The organism is Ferrovibrio sp., assembly GCF_029255545.1.
GTDB lineage: Bacteria > Pseudomonadota > Alphaproteobacteria > Ferrovibrionales > Ferrovibrionaceae > Ferrovibrio.
Genome location: NZ_JANLJJ010000027.1, coordinates 18,700 through 34,992, shown reverse-complemented (window position 1 = coordinate 34,992; position 16,293 = coordinate 18,700). Strand labels below are relative to the sequence as shown.

The 16,293-nt window shown below is 63.8% G+C and carries 16 protein-coding genes; 3 read left to right on the top strand and 13 right to left on the bottom strand.

Annotation, left to right across the window (positions count from 1 at the left end):
* Positions 1-61 precede the first annotated feature (61 nt).
* The 9 genes from Q1J79_RS04730 to Q1J79_RS04690 form a co-directional block, all read right to left on the bottom strand.
* Positions 62-934, bottom strand: coding sequence for an SPOR domain-containing protein (locus Q1J79_RS04730; protein ID WP_300297222.1), 873 nt, complete (start codon positions 932-934; stop codon positions 62-64).
* A gap of 159 nt (positions 935-1,093) precedes the next feature.
* Positions 1,094-2,341 (bottom strand): aspartate aminotransferase family protein, encoded by a 1,248-nt coding sequence (locus Q1J79_RS04725; RefSeq protein ID WP_300297220.1) that lies wholly within the window; start codon positions 2,339-2,341, stop codon positions 1,094-1,096.
* 4 nt (positions 2,342-2,345) lie between these two features.
* Complete coding sequence (locus Q1J79_RS04720; RefSeq protein ID WP_300297217.1) at positions 2,346-3,419, bottom strand: phosphotransferase; 1,074 nt, start codon at positions 3,417-3,419, stop codon at positions 2,346-2,348.
* Between the two features lie 13 nt (positions 3,420-3,432).
* Positions 3,433-4,368: a glyoxylate/hydroxypyruvate reductase A gene (locus Q1J79_RS04715; RefSeq protein ID WP_300297214.1), complete on the bottom strand. Its 936-nt coding sequence runs from the start codon at positions 4,366-4,368 to the stop codon at positions 3,433-3,435.
* A gap of 1 nt (position 4,369) precedes the next feature.
* Entirely contained in the window at positions 4,370-5,983 is a 1,614-nt protein-coding gene (locus Q1J79_RS04710; RefSeq protein WP_300297212.1) for an ABC transporter ATP-binding protein, read from the bottom strand.
* Positions 5,984-5,985: 2 nt separating this feature from the next.
* Positions 5,986-6,825: an ABC transporter permease gene (locus tag Q1J79_RS04705; protein WP_300297209.1), complete on the bottom strand. Its 840-nt coding sequence runs from the start codon at positions 6,823-6,825 to the stop codon at positions 5,986-5,988.
* Complete coding sequence (locus Q1J79_RS04700; protein WP_300297206.1) at positions 6,822-7,793, bottom strand: ABC transporter permease; 972 nt, start codon at positions 7,791-7,793, stop codon at positions 6,822-6,824. The genes Q1J79_RS04705 and Q1J79_RS04700 overlap by 4 nt, the downstream gene beginning before the upstream one ends.
* A gap of 92 nt (positions 7,794-7,885) precedes the next feature.
* Complete coding sequence (locus tag Q1J79_RS04695) at positions 7,886-9,436, bottom strand: ABC transporter substrate-binding protein (protein WP_300297203.1); 1,551 nt, start codon at positions 9,434-9,436, stop codon at positions 7,886-7,888.
* A 25-nt stretch (positions 9,437-9,461) separates the two neighbouring features.
* Positions 9,462-10,241 (bottom strand): class II aldolase/adducin family protein, encoded by a 780-nt coding sequence (locus Q1J79_RS04690; protein ID WP_300297201.1) that lies wholly within the window; start codon positions 10,239-10,241, stop codon positions 9,462-9,464.
* Positions 10,242-10,355: 114 nt separating this feature from the next.
* On the opposite strand from Q1J79_RS04690, the gene Q1J79_RS04685 reads away from it, so the two are divergent.
* From Q1J79_RS04685 to Q1J79_RS04675, 3 genes are all read left to right on the top strand, one after another.
* A complete protein-coding gene (locus Q1J79_RS04685) occupies positions 10,356-11,072 on the top strand; it encodes a GntR family transcriptional regulator (RefSeq protein WP_300297198.1) in 717 nt (238 codons plus the stop codon).
* The gene (locus Q1J79_RS04680) at positions 11,069-12,097 is read left to right on the top strand and encodes a histone deacetylase family protein (protein WP_300297195.1); all 1,029 of its coding nucleotides are present in this window, start codon (positions 11,069-11,071) and stop codon (positions 12,095-12,097) included. The genes Q1J79_RS04685 and Q1J79_RS04680 overlap by 4 nt, the downstream gene beginning before the upstream one ends.
* 225 nt (positions 12,098-12,322) lie before the next feature.
* Complete coding sequence (locus Q1J79_RS04675) at positions 12,323-12,544, top strand: acetyl-CoA carboxylase biotin carboxyl carrier protein subunit (protein ID WP_300297192.1); 222 nt, start codon at positions 12,323-12,325, stop codon at positions 12,542-12,544.
* Positions 12,545-12,557: 13 nt separating this feature from the next.
* Here Q1J79_RS04675 and Q1J79_RS04670 read toward each other — a convergent pair whose 3' ends face one another.
* The 4 genes from Q1J79_RS04670 to secG all read right to left on the bottom strand — a co-directional run bounded on the left by Q1J79_RS04670 (position 12,558) and on the right by secG (position 16,102).
* A complete protein-coding gene (locus tag Q1J79_RS04670; protein WP_300297189.1) occupies positions 12,558-12,947 on the bottom strand; it encodes an MAPEG family protein in 390 nt (129 codons plus the stop codon).
* 77 nt (positions 12,948-13,024) lie between these two features.
* Positions 13,025-13,870 carry a 3-deoxy-8-phosphooctulonate synthase gene (gene kdsA / locus Q1J79_RS04665; protein ID WP_300297186.1) on the bottom strand — a complete coding sequence of 282 codons (846 nt, stop codon included), beginning with the start codon at positions 13,868-13,870 and terminating at the stop codon, positions 13,025-13,027.
* 197 nt (positions 13,871-14,067) lie between these two features.
* Complete coding sequence (locus Q1J79_RS04660) at positions 14,068-15,699, bottom strand: CTP synthase (RefSeq protein ID WP_300297184.1); 1,632 nt, start codon at positions 15,697-15,699, stop codon at positions 14,068-14,070.
* A gap of 88 nt (positions 15,700-15,787) precedes the next feature.
* Complete coding sequence (gene secG, locus Q1J79_RS04655) at positions 15,788-16,102, bottom strand: preprotein translocase subunit SecG (protein ID WP_300297180.1); 315 nt, start codon at positions 16,100-16,102, stop codon at positions 15,788-15,790.
* Between the last annotated feature and the right edge of the window lie 191 nt (positions 16,103-16,293).

The window sequence follows — 16,293 nt, the reverse complement described above, 5'->3', positions numbered from 1 at the left end:
ACAGTTCAAAATTCCAGAATGCGAAAGGCCGGGGTTCAACCCGGCCTTTTTCGTTTTATCCCTACTCTGCCACCACAGCGCAATAGCGCGTGCCGGCGCGCAGTTTGCCGCAGGCTGTTTCCGCCGCCTTACGGTCGGTGAAGCCAACCAATTCCAGTCGCGCGAAAGAACCCCGGCCCTGCAACTCAACCCAGGAAACCAGCGGATCATACTGGCCATAAAGCTGCGGATTGGCTTTCAGCAGTTCCTGCCATTCGTTGATCGCCGCCGATTCCGTGCGATGCGAAGCCAGATGCACACGCCATGTGCCGCCGGTGGCGTTGCCTGGCTGCTTCATGCTGCCGGCCATCTTCGGCGGTTCGGGCCCCATTTTTGCCGACTCCGGCGGCATAGGCCGGGCCCCGGTGGCGGCAGCCATTTTCTGCTGCTCCTGCGCCTGGGCCGGATTGTCGACCACGGATGGCGACGGGCTGTAGCCGGCCGGCAGGCCGGGCGTGGCCTCCGGCACTGCGGCCGGTGCAGGAGCGGCTGAGGTCGGCGGCGCCATCCGCATGGCGGCCGGCGGGGTCTTGGCATTGCTGACGCCGGATGCGGCAACCGCGGTTGTCGCTGGCGCCGCCCCAGGCGCGCCAGCAGCCTCTATCGGCTTTTCCGGTTCCTTATAACCCACCGGCGTGGTGTTTCCCTGGTTGGTCGCAGCCGCCGTGGCTGCGCGCTGCGCCGCCCAGTTCGCCTGCGCCACGCCACCGGGCATCACCGGCGCCGCAGGCTGGGCCGGTTGGCTCGCCACGGGCCGCTGCGCCTGCTGCATCTGGTACGGGCTCGGCGGGTCGACCGGATCGATGCCGATGTCACGACGCAAAGAATAATAGGTATCGCAGCCCGCCAGCAGGCCGGCGGCGACTAGAACCGCGATGACGTTACGGCAGGACATGACAGCCTTTCGGGACTCGCCGTGAGGCCCGCATTTTACGCTGGCGCGACAGGCACTTCCAAGGCAGAAACAGGGTTAACGAGCCAGGGAGGAAGCACCGCCGTTATCGACCTGCCGGATACCCCCGTGGACTCGCCCCCACAGGCAGGAATAACGGCCTTACCCCGGCCGACATTGCTCCAGCGCGGCCATGAAGATGTCGGCATGTTCCCGTCTGAAGACCAGAGGCGGGCGGATTTTCAGCACATTGCCATCAGGGCCGGAGGCGCTGATCAGCACGCGCCGCTGCCGCAGCCGGTTGACCAGACCCTGAGCCTCATCCCCGGCCGGCCGGCCATCGGCATGACGCAGCTCGACCCCGATGAACAAGCCGGCGCCGCGCACCTCGTGGATCAGCGGGCAGGCCTGCTGCAATGCCAATAACCGTTCCCGCAGATAGGCACCGGTATCGCGCGCATTCTCGCGCAAGGCCTCGTTCTCGATCACATCGAGCACGGCCATGCCAGCGGCAACCGAAACCGGATTGCCCCCGAAGGTGTTGAAGTAGCGCGAGCGGCGGCCGAATTCCGCCAGCAGTTCGGGTTTCGCCGCCATGCCGGCTACCGGATGGCCGTTGCCCATCGGCTTGCCCATGGTCACCAGATCCGGCACCACGCCATGGCGGGCAAAGCCCCACATATGACTACCGGTGCGGCCAAAACCGGGCTGCACCTCGTCGGCGATGAACAAACCGCCGGCGGCTCGGATGGCGGCTGCGGCCTCGCGCAGGAAACCGGGTGGGTCGGCGAAGACGCCATCACTGGAAAAGATCGTGTCGACCAGCAGGGCCGCCGGACGGATGCCATGCTGGCGCATATCCTCGATCGCTGCCTCGACATGGCCGGCGAAAGCGGTCGTATCGCGCGGCGGCGGGATCAGCCGCACCGGCGAGTCCGGTTCCGGCAGCAGGCCCAGCGACGGCGACAACGGCACCAGCGCCTGGGTGACGCCATGATAGGCGGCCTGGGTGGCGATCACGCCGGTACCGCCGGTGCAGGTGCGCGCCACGCGCAATGCCAGATCATTGGCCTCGCTGCCGCTGCAGGTGAACATGATGTTGCCGATGGCTGCGGGAAACGTCGCCAGCAGCCGCTCGGCATAGTCCAGCACGGCGCCATGCAGATACCGCGTATGGGTGTTCAGGATCGCAGCCTGGCGGGCGATGGCTTCCACCACATGGGGATGGCAATGCCCGACCGAGGCGACATTGTTGTAGACGTCGAGATAACGCTCTCCGGCCGGATCGAACAGCCAGACACCTTCGCCACGCACGAGATGCACCGGCTCGTCGTAAAACAGACGATAGGCCGGGCCGAGCAGCTTCTGGCGGCGCTGCAGCAGATTGGCAACTGATTCAGTCTTATCCATGCGGTCATTCCATGTTACAGGCGCGGCGTAGCTCTGCCCGCGCCCGTTCGGCCGGTCGCTGGGTCAGATGCCGCAACCTGGACCAGGCGCCGGGTGCATGGCGCAGGATGTAGTCGCGATTCGCCGGATACCGGGCAGCGCGCCAGCCGCCGATCACCACGGTCATCACGCTGCGGGCAACGATCAGGTCAAACAGGATGTCGAGCTCGATGTCCTGCAGCGGCGCGACGGCATGATAACCGGCCACCAAAGCCGCGGCCGGTTCGAGCGCGGCCTCGCCGCTGCCGACCTGATAAGTCGCCGCGATGGCCACATCGTTGATCAAAGCCGTCTGGGTCATGTCACCGAAATCAAGAATACCGGCCACGCGGGCATGGTCGGATGGATCAACCATGACATTATTCGGATTGAGGTCGTTATGCACCAGCTGCTGCCGCAGCCGTGGCAGTACCGGTGCGATCCGGGATACGAATCCGTCCAGCGCTCCGGCCAGCAGCCTGTAATCTTCCGCGTTCAGATCCCCGATCTCGTCCAACAGCGGCCGCAGCTGGCCAGCATGCTGCAGATCCCATAGCAGCGGATGACGGGCAGCCGGATGGTGGAAGTTCCGCAGGGCGAGGTCCAACTGCGCCGCGCGTCGCCCCAGGTCGCGGCATAAAGCCAGCGAAGCCGGCGCCTGATGCAACGGCAGGCCGGGCAGATATGACAGCAGCCGCACGATACGCGCCGGCCCGTCATCGACAGCAAGAGCCAGCTCGGCCGCGCCATTGCGGGCGGGGAAAACCCGGGGCACCGGTAGCCCTGGATCTGCCTTCGCCACATGCAGCAATGCCATGGTCTGCAGGTTGGTCACCTCCGGCGCCTCGGCAGGGCTGGCGATCTTGAGCACGAAGCGGCGGCCCGCGGCATCATCCATGCGGAAATTCTGGTCGCGTTCGCTGCTCAGGCGCGTCGCAGTTGCCGCCAGGCCGAAATGCTCGGCCGCCAGGGCAACCGCCTGCCTTTCCGACAACGGTGCCGGCGTGGTGTCGAGAGCGTGGATCAGATGCGCTGGGCGAGAGGAAGCAGGATCAGGCATGGCCGGACGCGGCTCAATAGCCCCGCTGCCGATCGACCGCATGCGGCGGCCGTTCGCCGGCCTGCACGGCCGTCGCGGTCGCCATCAGGGTCGCCGCCAGGGCATCGACACTGATGTCGCAGGCATCATGTGGCGTCATGAATACCTGCGGGTGATGCCAGAAGACATGATCCTGCGGCAGGGGCTCGACAGCAAAGACATCAAGAGATGCGCCGGACAGTTGCCCGGATTGCAGCGCCGCCAGCAGATCGGCCTCGACCAGATGCTCGCCGCGTCCAACCTGAATCAGATAACCGCCCGGCCGCATCGCGGCGAACGCATCGCGATTGAGGATGCCGCGGGTTTCCGGCGTCAGCGGCAGCAGATTCACCAAAACCTCGGTTTCAGCCAGCATCGTCAACAGGCCGTCGCGGCCATGGAAGCCGCGCAGATTGGCAGGCAGCGGCTTTTGCGTGCGACTCCAGGCCAGCACCGGAAAACCCAGCGCGGTCAGCTCTTCGGCGACGCGCTGGCCGATCTGGCCATAACCGAGCAGCGCGACGGAAACCGTCTGCGGCCGGCGTTGATCAAGCCGTTTCCAGATTTTCGCCTTCTGCTGCGCCATGAAGCTGGCGAAGCGGCGCTGATGCCAGATCACATGCCAAAGAATGAAGCCCGCCATCATCTCTGCCTGGGCCGGATCGACCACACGCACCACATCGACATGCGGTGGCAGGCTGGGACAGGCCAGCACGTTGTCGGCACCGGCACCGATGGTGCAGACCGCTTTCAGATTCGGATAGCTGGCAAAGGCATCGGCCGGCGGATGCCAGGCCAGCGCCATCTGCACCTGCTCGGCATGATCATCCGCCGGATGGTCGACGGCCTGGATGTGCTCGGCAATGCCATCCAGCGCCTTGCCGAAGTAAGACCGCAGGTCGAGGGTGCGACTGACCAGGGCGCAATGCATGTCAGGCCGCCGCCGAAGCACGGCCGGGCACTGCCGCCAGCAGCTCACGGGTGTAAGGATGCTCTGGCGCCGCAAATAATTCAGCGGCAGCTTTCAGCTCAACGATCTGGCCACGCTGCATCACCGCGATACGATCGCATATCTGTGCTGCCACGCGCAGGTCATGGGTGATGAACAGCATGGACAGGCCAAGCCGCTGCTTGAGATCTTCCAGCAGGCGCAGCACCTGTGCCTGCACCGAGACATCCAGCGCCGACACTGCCTCATCGGCAACGAGGATTTCCGGCTCCAGCGCCAGGGCGCGGGCAATCCCGATGCGCTGGCGCTGACCGCCGGAGAATTCATGCGGATATCGATCAATGGCGCCAGCGTCGAGCCCGACAATCTGCAACAGGTCGCGGGCGCGCTGCAGTGCCACGTCGCACGGCACGCCATGCGCCACTGGCCCATCGGCAATGATACGGCCGACCCTGCGCCGCGGATTGAGCGAGGCGAAAGGATCCTGGAACACCATCTGGATACGCCGCCGCTGTGCCCGCAGGGCCGCGCCGCCGATCAGAGTCAGGTCGGTGCCGCCCAGCCGGATGCTGCCGCTATCAGGCTGCACCAACCGCATGACCAGCTTGGCGACCGAGGACTTGCCAGACCCGGATTCCCCAACCAGGCCAAGGGTCTCACCCTGGCGGATGGCGAAGCTGACATCTCTGGCCGCCTCGACCCGGCGGGCCGGCCGCAGCCAGCCGCCGCCGGTCACATAGGTCTTGCCCAGGCCGATCACCTCAACCGCCTTGGGCCGGTCGGCCAGCGAGGGACGCTGCGGCGGCTGCATCGATGGCACGGCGGCCAGCAGACTGCGGGTATAGGCATGCTGCGGATTCTGCAGCACCTCGTGCGCCGCGCCCTGTTCGACCAGCCTGCCATGCTGCAGCACCACGACGCGGTCGGCAATTTCGGCGACAACGCCGAAATCATGCGTAATAAACATCACCGCCATGTTGCGACGGCGCTGCAGGTCGCGGATCAGCTTGAGTATCTGCGCCTGGGTGGTCACATCCAAAGCCGTGGTTGGCTCATCGGCCACCAGCAGAGTCGGCTCAAGCGCCAGCGCCATTGCGATCATGGCACGTTGACGCTGGCCGCCCGAAAGCTGGTGCGGATAGGCGCGCACGATCCGTTCCGGATCGGGCAGTCCGACCTCGCCGGCCAGCGCCACGACGCGCGCGCAGCGCTCCTTCGGCGTCAGCAGATTATGCGCCTCGAACATCTCGGCCATCTGATCACCGATGCGCATCAATGGATTGAGCGCCGTCATCGGCTCCTGGAACACCATGGCAATGCGGCGACCGCGCAGGGCCATCCAGGCTGGCTCATCAAGGTCGAGCAGATTGCGGCCGTCGAAGGCGATGCTGCCGCTTTCCGGTTTAACCGCTCTGGGCAGCAGGCCCATCAGGGCATGGGCGCACATCGACTTGCCAGAACCGGATTCGCCGACCACGCAGAGTATCTGGCCTGCCATCAGGTCGAACGACACATCGTCGACGGCATAGCGGCGGTCACCGCCGAACGGCAGGGCGATTTTCAGATTGCGGATCGCGGCAACGGGCTGCGTCGTCATGCTCAGCGTCCTTCCTTGGCAAGGCGCGGATTGAGCGCGTCGTTCAGTCCCTCGCCCACCAGATTGAGCGCCAGCACGGTGAGCAGGATGGCGATGCCGGGAAAAACCGTGATCCACCAGGCTTGCCGGATCACGGTGCGCCCCGCTCCGACCATATAGCCCCAGGACATCAGGTTGGGATCGCCGAGGCCGAGGAATGAGAGCGAGGATTCAAGCAGGATGGCGGTCGCCACCATCAGCGAGGCCAGGACGATGATCGGCGACAGCGTGTTGGGCAGGATTTCGCGCCAGATGATCCAGCCGCCGGTATGCCCAGTCACCACCGCCGCCTGGACATATTCCCGGCTGCGCAGCGACAAAACCTCGCCCCGGACCAGACGCGCAACTGGCGGCCAGCTGACGATGGCGATGGCCGCGACCATCGAATAGATCGAGGGCTGCAGAATGGCAACCAGCACAATGGCCAGCGCGAAGCTGGGGATGGTCTGGAAAAACTCGGTGAAGCGCATCAGGGCGTCATCGACCCGGCCGCCGGCATAGCCGGCTACGGCACCCAGCGGCACGCCGATGGCAAGCGCCGCCAGCGTCGAGACCAGGCCGACCAGCAGCGAGACGCGCGCCCCGTGAATCAGGCCGGCCGCCACATCGCGGCCCAGCGCGTCGGTGCCGAACAGGAAGCCATCTACAGCCATCGGCGCCAGAAATGGGCGCTGCACCATGCGCCAGGGCGATTGCGGGAAAATCAGCGGGCCGAGAACAGCCACCAGCAGCACAACGGCGAGAATCAGAAGGCCGACCACACTGCCGGGATTACGCAGCAGGTTTTTCCAGAACTGCTTCATGACGCCATCTCAATACGTGGATCGACCAGGCGGTAGATCAGATCAGTTACCAGATTGAAGGCCAGGACCATGGCGGAGGAAACGACGAAAACCCCGAGCAGCAGGTTATAGTCGCGCTGCAGCAGCGCCTCGTACATCAGCCGGCCAATGCCGGGCCAGGCGAACACTGTCTCGGTCAACACGGCACCGCCAACCAGGGTACCGGCCTGCAGGCCAGCCAGGGTGACGACTGGCAGCAACGCATTGCGCAGCACGTGCCGACGCTGGATCAGTCCCTCGCTGAGTCCCTTGGCGCGGGCGGTCTTGACGAAATCGAGCCGCACGACCTCCAGCATCGAGGCGCGGGTCATGCGAGCATAGGTGGCGGTGAAGAAGAGCCCCAGCGTGACGGCCGGCAACACCAGATGCGCGCCGACATCGAGTATATGCACCAATCCGGTATAACCGGCGCCGACCGTCTCGTACCCGAAGCTGGGCAGCCATTCCATGGTGACCGAAAACAGCAGGATCGCCATCAGCGCCACCCAGAAGAGCGGCGTGGCATAGAAAACCAGCGCCACCACGGTGATGACCGTGTCTGCCCAACTGCCGGCGCGGCGGGCCGCCAGGGCGCCGAGCAGAACGCCGAGCAGCAGGGAAATCAGGAAAGCGGAGCCAGTCAGCAACAGGGTGGCCGGCAGGCGGTCGAGGATCAGCTTCGAGACCGGCATCTGCTGGCGGAACGAAAATCCGAGATCGAAACCGGCCACGCCCTTCACATACAGGAAAAGCTGTTTCGGCAATGGCTGGTCGAGGCCGAACTTCTCGCGCAGCTGGGCGACGAACATCTCATCGCCGGCGCCAGCCTCGCCGGCCATGACCAGCGCCGGATCACCCGGCGCGGCGCGGATCAGGAAGAAATTCAGCACGATGATCGCCAGAAGGACGATAACGGCCTTCACGATCCGCTGGGCAACAAAGGACAGCATCAGGACTTTCGGGGCAGGTCAGGGAAGGACAAACGGGCGGCCAGGCGGCCCGCGGCGACCATCACAGGATGGCCGTCGCAGGCATGCCGGTGCTATTTGTCGATCCAGGCGTCGCGGAAGCCGTCGTTGACTCCAATCGCCGTGGTGATCAGGTCTTTCACCTTGCAGCGCGTGATGGTCGGGAAGGCAAGTTCAAGCTGCCAGGCCACCGGCACGTCCTCGACCAGGATTTTCTGCGCCTTGGTGTAAAGCTCCATGCGCTTGGAATCCGGCACGGCCACGGCGCCTTCGGCGAAGAGCCGGTCAATCTCAGGATTGGAGTAGCCCTCAACATTGTTGAACGGTGAGCCCTTGGCGATCTGACTGCTGACATAATTGCGGCCGACGCCCAGCGCGGGATCGCCATACTGGTAGAGATAAGTGAAAGCGATGTCGAAATCCCATTCCGAGGTTTTCTGATTCCAGCCCGGCACGTCGGTAGCAACCATTTCGACGTTGATACCGACATCCTGCAGGTTCTGACGCACGGCTTCGGCCCAGCGCTGCCAGGTCTCGCCATAGGGCAACGGCAGCAGGCGCACCTTCTCGCCCTTGTAGCCGGCTTCCTTCAGCAATGCCTTGGCCTTGGTGGGGTTCAGCGTATATTTCGGCACGTCGTCGGTATAGAAACGGATCGCCGAACTGGACGGACCGGTGGCAACCTTGCCGAGGCCGTTCCAGATCACGTTCTTGGCGAAGTCGCGGTCGATGGCATACATCAGCGCCTGGCGAAACGCCTTGTTCGCGGTCGGACCCGAGCGGTTGTTCAGCCACAGCCATGACAGCGGGCTGAAGAACTCCCAGCCCTTGCCGGTGACGCAGACATCCTTGAGCTTGCTCAGGCGCGGCACGTCAAAATTCTCAACCGAGCCGCCAGGCAGGATGTCGACCTTGCCAGTCTCGAAAGCAACCGCGCGCGCGGCCGCATCCGGGATGACATGCCAGTAGATTTCGTCCAGGTTCGGCTTGCCCTTGACATGGTAGTCGGGGTTTTTCACCAGCTTGATGAACGAGCCCTTCTGCCACTCCTTGAACATGTAGGGACCGGTGCCGATCGGCGTGTTGTTCGCCGGATTGGTCTTGAAATCGGTGCCTTCATAGATGTGCCTGGGCACCATCGGCATTGAGCCAACCTCGAAGATGCCGAGGAACGGACCGAAGGGCTGCTTCAGGGTGAAGACCACCGTGGCGGCATCCGGCGTTTCGACCTTCTCGAGCTGCACCAGATTGCCGCGGGCACGGGCATGGGTCTGCTTGAGAAACTCGATCGTGAAAGCAACGTCGGCTGAGGTAAAAGGCTTGCCATCATGCCATTTGACGCCGGGTTTCAGCTTGAAGGTATAGGTCTTGGCATCGGCGCTGACGGTCCAGCTTTCGGCCAGTCCCGGCAGCGGCTCGAGCTTGGGACTGTAGCGCAGCAGCCCCTCGTAGATATTGCCGGCGACCATCTGGGTCGGGCCGTTCTGCACCAGACCAACCATCAGGCTGGGCGGTTCCGGCTGGATGATGACGTTGGCGACGCCACCCGTCTTCGGTGTTTGCGCGGCGGCGGATATGGCAAAGCCGCATACGGCAATAAGACCAATCAGGCTATTCTTCAGCACAGCAACCCCCTCTGTGATGCACGGTTCAAGTCTGGTAATCGGAATCAGTGCGCTCCAACATGCGCTTGAAGGCTTCCCACTCGATGTCCCGGGCATTACCGGCTTCGAGTTTGTCGTATATTTTCTGGTATTGTCCGGCCGCCTTCTGCGGCACGCCGGCTGGCGGCGGCACAATGGCAGCGCCGGCGGACTGGATGGCAAGCTGGGCGCGGCAGGAGCGCTCCAGGTTATGCATCAGCTTGAAGGCCTCGGCGACCGAACGGCCGCAGGTCAGCAGGCCGTGATTACGCAGGATAAACACCATCTTGTCGCCCAGATCGGCGATCAGGCGGCGGCGCTCGTCGAGGTCGAGGGCGATACCCTCATAGGTATGGTAGGCGATGCGGTCGGTGAACTGCATCGACCACTGGTTCAGCGGCAGCAGGCCATCCTGCTGGCAGGAAACCGCCACGCCGGCCACCGTATGGGTATGCAGCACGCAGACCACATCGGGACGGGCCGAATGAATGGCGCTGTGGATGGTGAAACCAGCCGGGTTGATCCCAAGCCCCAGCGGATCCTCGATCACGCCGCCTTCGATATCCACCGTCACTAGGTTCGAGGCCTTCACCTCATCGAACCGCATGCCATAAGGATTGATCAGGAATTTCTCATGCGTGCCGGGCAGCCGGGCCGAGATATGGGTGTAGATGCTGTCGTCCAGCCCCAGTCGGTGCACCAGGCGGTAGGCGGCGGCCAGGTCGATCTTGGCCTGCCAGATCGCATCGTTGCCGGTATTCGAGAGGGCGCGAACGGTCGCCGTCATGACTGCATCTCCGAAGTTATGCGGCATACTGTCACGCGATAGCAGTGAGTCGCAACGCAAAAGTGTCGACAGTCGACACTTTTAACGATACAATATGAATCAAGGACATAACCCATGCGTCTCGCCTCAAAACCGGTCGGACTGCCCGCCGTCACCAGCCAGGATCTGGTCAGCCAGATCGCGGCCATGCTCACCGATGCCATCATTGCCGGCCATCTGCCGCCTGGCGCCAAAGTGGCCGAGGCCGCCATCGCCCGTGAACTCGGCGTCAGCCGCGCGCCGGTGCGCGAAGCCGGGCGCCTGCTGGAAAGCCAGGGCCTGCTGGTGGCGATCCCGAGCCGCGGATTCTTTGTACGCACCCATGCGCCGGAGGAAATCGACGACCTCTACGATCTGCGCATCTGCATCGAGAAACATGCCGCCGTGCTGACGGCACGGCGCCTGACGCCGGAAGGCCACGCCGCTTTGCGGCGGCAACTGGACGTGCTGTACGAAACCGCCGCCATCAATGACCCGGCCCGGCAGGTTGAGGAAGATTATCGTTTCCATCGTCTGATCTGCGAAATGTCGGGCAACCGCCGCCTGCTCAAGCTGTTTGACGACCTGGCCTCGGAACTGCGCATCGTGATCGGCCTGATAGGACGCCTTTACGATGATCCACATCGCATCGCCGAAACCCATGAGCCGCTGCTGGCGGCAATCGAAAGCGGCGATGAGGCCCGCATCCAGGGCAGCATGGAATACCATCTTGGCGATGCCTGGCGCGGCGTCGCCAGGCTGGTGCGCACCCTGCCGCCGGAACAATCCCAACCAACGGAGACAGGCCCGTGAAAGCGGTCTACAGCGACGCCCACCAGAGTCACGACCCGCAGTTCTTCCTTGTGCGCGGCACCGTGCGCAAGACCACCGAACAACCCGAGCGCGCCGCGCGCCTGCTGACAGGACTCAATACCGGCAAGCACAGCATCATTCCGGCGCAGAGTTTCGGCGCGGGTCCACGCGCTCGCGTGCATAGCCCCGATTATTTGGCCTTCCTCGCCGATGGCTATGCCGAATGGCAGGCGCTGGGCGATGCCGGCAGCGAGATGATCCCCAATATTCATGGCATGCGCAGCCAGATGCTGAGTTATCCCACCGGCATTGTCGGCAAGCTCGGCTGGCATACCGCCGATACCGCCTGCCCGATCGGCGCCGGCACTTTCGCGGCCGCCTGCGCCGCCGCCGATGTCGCCACCACCGCGGCCCAGATGGTGCTGGATGGCGAAGACAGCATCTACGCCTTGTGCCGCCCACCCGGCCATCACGCCTATCGCGACATGGCTGGCGGATTCTGTTATCTCAACAACAGCGCGATTGCGGCGGCGCATCTGCGGCAGAAATTCGAGCGCGTCGCCATCCTTGATGTCGACGTGCATCATGGCAACGGTACCCAGGGTATTTTCTACGAGCGCGCCGACGTACTGACCGTGTCGCTGCATGCCGACCCGTCCAGCTATTACCCCTTCTTTGTCGGTTACGCCCATGAGCGCGGCGCCGGCCCCGGCCTCGGCGCCAACCTGAATATTCCATTGCCGCTCGGCACCGGTGATGCCGATTACCTCAAGGCGCTGGAAAAGGCGATGAAGACCATCACGGTCTTCGCGCCCGGCGCCCTGGTGGTGGCTCTTGGCCTCGACGCCTCGGAGGAGGACCCGCTGCAGGGCCTGAAGGTGACCACGGCCGGTTTCGGGCGGATCGGCCAGGCCTTGGCCAGGATCGGCCTGCCAACTGTGCTGGTACAGGAAGGCGGCTATCTGTCCGATATCCTCGGCACCAATCTGGCCGCCGTGCTGGCCGGCTACGAGGCGGCACGATAATCCGGAGTACCCGGAGCATGTACAGACCCTGCCGGATCGCGGATCGCCGTCATGATCGAAATGATGGCTTCGGTCGGGTAACCGCCGTGGCTGCGGGATATCGCTTGTTCATCCCGGCGACCGACCACGAAGCCTGGGCGGGCCTTGATCTAAAACCACGAAATCCCGACACTCTTGCCATCAAGGGCCGGACATCGGCCGTTCCTGCTGGGGAGTGTGGAGTATATGCCCGTTATCGAGATCAAGGCCGATGTCACCGGCAAGGTATGGAAGATCGAGGCCGAGGCCGGCGCCAGCCTGGCCGGTGGCGACATCGTGATGATCCTGGAATCGATGAAGATGGAAATCCCGGTCGAAGCGCCCAAGGACGGCAAGCTTGCCGTCCTCACCGTCGCCGAGGGCGACAACGTGAAGGAAGGCCAGGTGCTGGCGAAGCTGGAGGCGTGAGGGCGCGACGCCCTCAGACCAGGATGCGCCAGTAGATCATCACTACGCCGACGGCGCTGGCATTCCAGATCAATGTGCGCACCCAGGGCCAGCCGGCGAGATAGGCACAAACGAACCCAATACGGGCGATCAGGAATATCCAGCAACCGAGCGCGGTCCAATCATCGGCCTTGTCCGCCAGATGCGCCACGAGCACACCAATCGCAAAAACTGGCAGGGCTTCAAGCAGGTTCCGATAGGCGCGGTCGGCACGGCCGGCGATGCCTGTCGGTGCAATTAGCTGATCGCGCGGCCCGACCGTATAGGCATTGCCCACCTGTGCCTTGTAGGTGAAGGACTGCAGGGCCATCTGCGCCAGCGTCAGAAGGCCGGTGTAAGTGAGAATCGTCAGGTCGGTTGTCATGACCATGTCCCTTCATGCAAATGGCCGGGACAAGGCCCGGCCATGATGCAGAATTTGCGGTGCAAAATGCCCCTGTCTCAATGCCCGCTTTTCGCCAGATGGTCGAATTCGAGCAGCTGTTCGAGGATCGGCTCCAGCCGGTCGAATTCCACCATGTTGGGGCCGTCCGACGGCGCACTGTCCGGGTCCTTGTGGGTTTCCATGAACACGGCGGCCACGCCGATCGCCACGGCGCCGCGCGCCAGCACCGGCACGAAGCGGCGGTCGCCGCCCGAGGCCGTGCCCTTGCCGCCCGGCTGCTGCACCGAATGGGTAGCATCGAACACCACCGGGCAGCCGGTCTCGGCCATGATCGGCAGCGCGCGCATGTCGTTGACCAGCGTGTTGTAGCCGAAGCTCACGCCGCGCTCGCACAGCATCACGTTCGGATTGCCGCAATAGTCGAATTTCTCGACGATGTTCTTCATGTCCCAGGGCGCGAGGAACTGGCCCTTCTTCACGTTCACCGGCTTGCCGGTCTGGGCTGCCGCCACCAGCAGGTCGGTCTGACGGCACAGGAAAGCCGGGATCTGCAGCACGTCGACATGCGGCGCCACTTCGCGGCACTGTTCTTCCGTATGCACGTCGGTGATCACCGGCAGGCCGAGCGTCGAGCGAATCTCGTCAAAGACCGGAATGGCGTTTTCCAGCCCGAAGCCGCGGTTGGAGCGGATCGAGGTGCGGTTGGCCTTGTCGAATGAAGACTTGTAGATGAAGTTGAGGCCGAGTTTCTCGGTCAGCTCCTTGAGCGAACCGGCCATGTCCAGCGCGTGCTCGCGGCTTTCCATGGCGCAGGGGCCCGCGATCAGCGTCAGCGGCAGGTCGTTGCCGATCTCGAACTCGCCGACCTTCACATGGCGAATGGGGTTCTGGGTATCGCTCATTCTGCGTCGCTCCTGATCACTCGCCCCGCAACCACTCTAATCCGTCATGGCCGGGCCCAGAAAGGGCTTCATGGCCGGCCATCCACGTCTTAACCCGGCCGGATTACACAAAAACGTGGATGCCCGGCCAAGAAGCAATTCCTGGGGCCGGGCATGACGGTAATATATTGGAGACGATGGTGTTTTTCCAGCCGCGCCTACACCAGCCGCGACTGGTCCAGCGCCGCCTTCACGAAGCTGGCGAACAGCGGATGCGGCTCGAAGGGCTTGGATTTCAGCTCAGGGTGATACTGCACGCCGATGAACCAGGGGTGGTTCGGCAATTCCACGATCTCGGGCAGCAGGCCGTCGGGCGACATCCCGGAGAAAACCAGGCCGCAGTTTTCCAGCTTGTCGCGATACTTGGTGTTGACCTCGTAGCGATGGCGGTGGCGCTCGGAGATCGTCGTGCTGCCATAGATCTCGGCCACCCGCGAACCAGCTTTCAGCGAAGCATCATAGGCGCCGAGCCGCATGGTGCCGCCCAGGTCGCCGGCCCTGCTGCGCTGCTCCAGCTCGTTGCCGCGCATCCATTCGGTCATCAAGCCGACCAGCGGCTCGTCGGTCGGACCGAACTCGGTGCTGCTGGCCTTTTTGATGCCGGCCTTGGAGCGGGCATATTCGATCACCGCCATCTGCATGCCGAAGCAGATGCCAAAATACGGCACGTTGCGCTCGCGGGCGAAGGTCACGGCGCGGATCTTGCCTTCCGACCCGCGTTCGCCGAAGCCGCCCGGCACCAGGATGGCATGCACGCCGTCCAGCGCATGCAGCGCCGTCTCGTCCTTCTCAAAGATCTCGCTTTCGATCCACTCGATGTTGACGCGCGCGTTGTTGGCGATACCACCATGCACCAAAGCCTCGGCCAGCGACTTATAGGCATCCTTCAGGCCGGTATATTTGCCGACGATCGCGATCTTCACCGTGTTTTCCGGCGCGGTGACGCGCTGCACGATATTCTGCCAGCCCTTCAGGTTCGGCTCCTTGCCGGCATCCAGCCCAAAGGCCTTCAGCACCTGCACGTCCAGCCCGGCCTCGTGATAGGCCAGCGGCGCGGCATAGATGGTCTCGACGTCCAGCGCGGGAATAACGGCTTCTTCCCGCACATTGCAGAACAGCGCCATCTTCTTGCGGTCGCCCTGCGGGATTTCGCGGTCGGCGCGGCAGAGCAGGATGTCGGGCTGGATGCCGATCGAGCGCAGTTCCTTCACCGAATGCTGCGTCGGCTTGGTCTTCAACTCGCCCGAGGCGGCGATGAACGGCACCAGGGTGACATGGATGTAGATCGCCTGGCCGCGCCCGGCTTCCAGGCCAAACTGGCGGATCGCCTCAAGGAATGGCAGGCTTTCGATGTCGCCCACCGTGCCACCCACCTCCACCAGCATGAAGTCGACATTGTCGCGGTCGGCGGCAATGAAATCCTTGATGGCATCGGTGATGTGCGGGATCACCTGCACGGTACCGCCGAGATAATCGCCGCGGCGTTCCTTGGCGATCACGGTCTGGTAGATGCGGCCGGTGGTGATGTTGTCGGTCTTGCGCCCGGGCACGCCGGTGAACCGCTCGTAATGGCCGAGGTCGAGATCGGTCTCGGCGCCGTCATCGGTGACGAAGACCTCGCCATGCTGGTACGGGCTCATGGTGCCCGGATCAACGTTGATATAGGGATCGAGCTTGCGCAGCCGCACGGTATGGCCACGCGCCTGCAGCAGCGCACCGAGTGCCGCCGAAGCCAGACCTTTGCCGAGGGAGGAAACCACGCCGCCGGTGATGAAGATGTACCGCGTCATGGGATTCCTGTTTAACCTAATCGTTCGACACAATGAAGGGCTTTGCGCACCGCGGTGCGCGATTTAATCCAGCTGTAAAAACAGCGACTTACTGCGAGAGCGGCACGGCCGGCTTGGGCGACTCGGCGGGCGTCGAAGTCGACGGGGCGGGCTGCGTGTCGAGAATCGAGCGCGGCTTGGTGTTGCCGCCGGACAGGATCGCCAGAACGATGCTGGTGCCAATGAACAGGGTGGCGAGGATCGCCGTCGTGCGGGTCAGCAGGTTGGCCTGGCCGCGCGCGGTCATGAACCCACCGCCACCGCCGCCCATGCCCAGACCGCCGCCTTCCGAGCGCTGCATCAGGATGACGCCGATCAGCGCCAGCGCCAGCAGGATATGCACCACCAGAAGGAAGGTCATCATGGTCTGAATCTCCGAAAGTCCGGGGGCTTTTACACCCTCACACCAGATAGGGAAAGCCCCTGCCGCCGCCAAGGTGGAGGATTCAACAGTTTTTTGTGCCTGACCAATAGGTTAACCCACCGCCGGATCATCATAGCGGTGGCTGCAGCCCCAGGGGTCGGTAACCTGCCAGGAGCCATCTCCCTGCGGCT